Below are 3,002 nucleotides of genomic sequence, written 5' to 3' on the forward strand. Positions count from 1 at the left end.
CCTGGGAATATCTCACTTCCGGGTCTTTTGTCAGCCGACCCATCAAAATCACTTTGTTCATGTTTTCCTCCTACCATTTCTCCCGCAATTCCCGCTCCATCCGCTCGATCTCGGCAAAATCATGCTCAGGCTGTGGATAATTGACGAACCTGTTCTTCTTCTGGTTTGACGCACCTTGTTGGCGGACACCGCTCTGTCCCTCCACACGCTCTGCATCTTGTTTTTCCCAGTTCCGAACAGCCGCTTTCCAGTCCTTCATGCTGTTTTTGCCGACTTTCCAGCCATTGGAGGTGTAGTAGTCAATAAACCGCTCTGCATCCACGTGGTTTCCACGTTCCTGACAGTACGCCTGCACCTCTTCCAGTGTGGGCGGTGTGAATGTGCTGCGGGGCTTCTTGCCCCCTTTCACACTCTTTTCTGTATCTGTTTCTGTTTCTTTTTCTGTTTCTTTTTCTTTAGGGGTTTCTTTGGGGTTTTCTTGGGGTTTATCAGGGGTTTCTTTGGGGTTTTCTTTTTTCGGTCTGCCGCCAAGTTTTCCGTATTCTCCGCCAAGCTTCCCATTCTCATATTTCTTGTTGTTCTTGTCGATGTTCGGTTTTGCCATGATCAGGATCGCCGCAGCAATCGGATCATCCGTCACCTCCACACCATTCAGCCCATACTCGCAAAGGGCACGAAAACAGGCAGCACAGGTGCTGTCATCCATGTTTTTGATGGCTTCATAAAAAGAGCGGTAGAACACGAATCCTTCCCTTTCCATTTAATCACCCGCCTCATGTGTTACCGGCTCAAAATCGCGATACAGCCGTATCCAGTCATCCAAAGGCATGGTCACCAGCCACGGGTGGTTGTTTTTTCTGTGAAAAACTGCGGGCAGTTCGCCCGCTTTCTTATCCCGTACCGCCTGTGCCACGGCATCCTCGATATTGAGCCGTTCAACCCTTTTGCATTCGATATGTATTCCTTCCAAACCGACCACATCTGCATCACCGTTGGCCCCACAGTATTGCTGTCCACGGCGGCAGTTGTAGCCATATTCTCTGAGCTTACGGGCAAGCTCCCGCTCGCCCGCTGTTCCCTTCTGTCTGCTATTCATTCAGATAGCTCCTTCCGTGTTTTTTTCTACTCAAAACCATATTTTTGTATTCAATAGCCTCCTCCATTGTAGAAAAAGATTTCTCTGGCATTTTAGGCATACAAACCCGATATCTGCATCCCCGTTCATAGATATATTTTTCAGCATTTCCATTCCATGATTTATGCGGTTTTCTCATTTGATGAATTGCATAGGAAACATTTTCTTTTTGAGATACTATTCTCAAATTATCAACAGAATTGTTTTCTTTGTTTCCGTCTATATGGTCTACCACAAGAAACTCATTCCATCCATCAAGAAAATGCTGAGCCACTAATCGATGCACATAATAATTTTTTCGAATATTGTTCCTTCGAAGTCCAACGATTTTATATCCTCTCCCATTGTCAGTCGCCCTAAGTAACCTACCTTTCCACATTCTGTTTGTTCCATCACCAACTGGTCGAGGTAAACTTCTCACTCCACCTAAATTGCTTACTTGGTATAAACCTTCGTATCCAACTATATCTTTCCAAACTTCTTTCATACATTTTCATCCCCTTTTCCCACCATGTTTTTTGTAATAACGCATCCCTTTAATAAAGCCATAGTCAAAAGCACTACGAATTCCTTCGAAAGGTTCGTTCATTATGCTCTCTCTCAAAGCAATAACTTCTTGCAATCGTAAATCATATCTATTTCTCTCCTGCTTGAAGTTTTTACTTTCTCTTTTAATTGAACTATTGATTTTTTCAATTTCTTTTCTAGTTTTCATATATAATCCTCCTTTTTATGGTGTTCATTTTGAGCACTATACTATATTCGTATATTAGTGTACAATTTGAGCACTGTCAAGTATTTTTTTAAAGGAGGTATTTCTTTGTTTTCTGAAAGATTAAATTTTGTCCGTAAATCAAAAGGATACACCGCACAACAGATGGCTGATTATCTTTCCATGGGTTTAAGGGCTTACAGAAATTATGAAAGCGGTGACCGTTTTCCATCTGCCGATGCTCTTATTAAAATTGCAGACAAACTAGATGTTTCTATCGACTATCTTCTTGGTCGGGATGAATGGTTGAAATCTCACGGAGTTTTCTTTGATGAACACTGAACAAATCTTCTAAAGCGTCCCACAGTTCAATTCCGCCGAGCCTTTCTCCACTTTCTATAGATTTGTAATATCTCAGACCGATATCCAACTTATCTGCAACCTGTTGTTGTGTCATGCCCGCTTTTTTGCGGGCTTTTTTCAGATTCTCTCTCATTTCTGCCCCACTCCTTTAACAACATATCTAATTCCGCCGGCGGCATAGTCTCGATGTTTAACGCTCTGCAATCTTCGATCACACTGTCGATCAGGCGGCTCATTTCTTTTGTGTCGTAAACAGAACTGCCATAGTATGCGAAAACCTTCTTGCATCCGTCCAGCTTACTGTCTACCACCTTCACCAGCCAGCCCGTGCCATTCCTCTGCCAGACCTGAGAAAACCGCTCCACTGCATCCTCATGGATCGCCAGAGGTTCAAATTTCCCAACGGCTTCAATGTGCTTGCGATAGACCTCTTCCTTGGTTACCATGGTCTTGCCGTCCTGCAGCTTCTCAGCGATTTTCGTACACAAAACCCACAGATAATCGTTTGCATCCAAAGAGCGTTTCTTCCGCTTCTTCTCCGCCTTGATGGACAGTTCCGGCAGGCCTGCGGCGGTGATCTCATCGATACCGCTCAGCAGGTCACATTTCTGTCTGAATGGGATTTCAAATACCAGCTCCATACTTCCGCTGGGCAGGAATTTGATTGCACTGTATGTACCTGTTACGTTGATATAGCTCACTGGGAACCACCCGCATTCTTCTTCGCCGCATAATCAGCGATATAGCAATCAGGGCAAAGCCCGCCGAATTTATCAAAATATTCCTGTGCGG

Annotated in this window: 7 protein-coding genes; 1 reads left to right on the top strand and 6 read right to left on the bottom strand. The window is 44.2% G+C overall.

The window, feature by feature from the left end; translation table 11 throughout:
- Positions 1 to 70: 70 nt before the first annotated feature.
- From ACI39P_RS04105 to ACI39P_RS04120, 4 genes are read right to left on the bottom strand one after another with little or no spacing between them, the layout of a single operon-like run.
- Positions 71 to 760 carry a DUF6291 domain-containing protein gene (locus ACI39P_RS04105; protein WP_439719428.1) on the bottom strand — a complete coding sequence of 230 codons (690 nt, stop codon included), beginning with the start codon at positions 758 to 760 and terminating at the stop codon, positions 71 to 73.
- On the bottom strand, positions 761 to 1,096 hold the full coding sequence (locus tag ACI39P_RS04110) for a putative PDDEXK endonuclease (RefSeq protein ID WP_439719429.1): 336 nt from the start codon (positions 1,094 to 1,096) through the stop codon (positions 761 to 763).
- Positions 1,089 to 1,622, bottom strand: coding sequence for an NUMOD4 motif-containing HNH endonuclease (locus tag ACI39P_RS04115; protein ID WP_439719430.1), 534 nt, complete (start codon positions 1,620 to 1,622; stop codon positions 1,089 to 1,091). Before ACI39P_RS04115 ends, ACI39P_RS04110 begins: the two co-directional genes overlap by 8 nt.
- A 6-nt stretch (positions 1,623 to 1,628) precedes the next feature.
- On the bottom strand, positions 1,629 to 1,850 hold the full coding sequence (locus ACI39P_RS04120; RefSeq protein WP_439719431.1) for a hypothetical protein: 222 nt from the start codon (positions 1,848 to 1,850) through the stop codon (positions 1,629 to 1,631).
- A gap of 105 nt (positions 1,851 to 1,955) precedes the next feature.
- Between ACI39P_RS04120 and ACI39P_RS04125 the strand changes: the two genes are divergently transcribed.
- Entirely contained in the window at positions 1,956 to 2,189 is a 234-nt protein-coding gene (locus tag ACI39P_RS04125) for a helix-turn-helix domain-containing protein (protein WP_439719432.1), read from the top strand.
- Here the strand turns inward: ACI39P_RS04125 and ACI39P_RS04130 are convergent.
- The gene (locus tag ACI39P_RS04130; protein ID WP_439719433.1) at positions 2,122 to 2,343 is read right to left on the bottom strand and encodes a helix-turn-helix domain-containing protein; all 222 of its coding nucleotides are present in this window, start codon (positions 2,341 to 2,343) and stop codon (positions 2,122 to 2,124) included. The two genes, ACI39P_RS04125 and ACI39P_RS04130, sit on opposite strands and share 68 nt — an antisense overlap.
- Complete coding sequence (locus ACI39P_RS04135) at positions 2,279 to 2,911, bottom strand: hypothetical protein (protein ID WP_439719434.1); 633 nt, start codon at positions 2,909 to 2,911, stop codon at positions 2,279 to 2,281. The genes ACI39P_RS04130 and ACI39P_RS04135 overlap by 65 nt, the downstream gene beginning before the upstream one ends.
- Positions 2,912 to 3,002 lie beyond the last annotated feature (91 nt).

The organism is Anaerotignum sp. (genome assembly GCF_051877975.1).
Taxonomy (GTDB): Bacteria; Bacillota; Clostridia; order Lachnospirales; family Anaerotignaceae; genus Anaerotignum_A.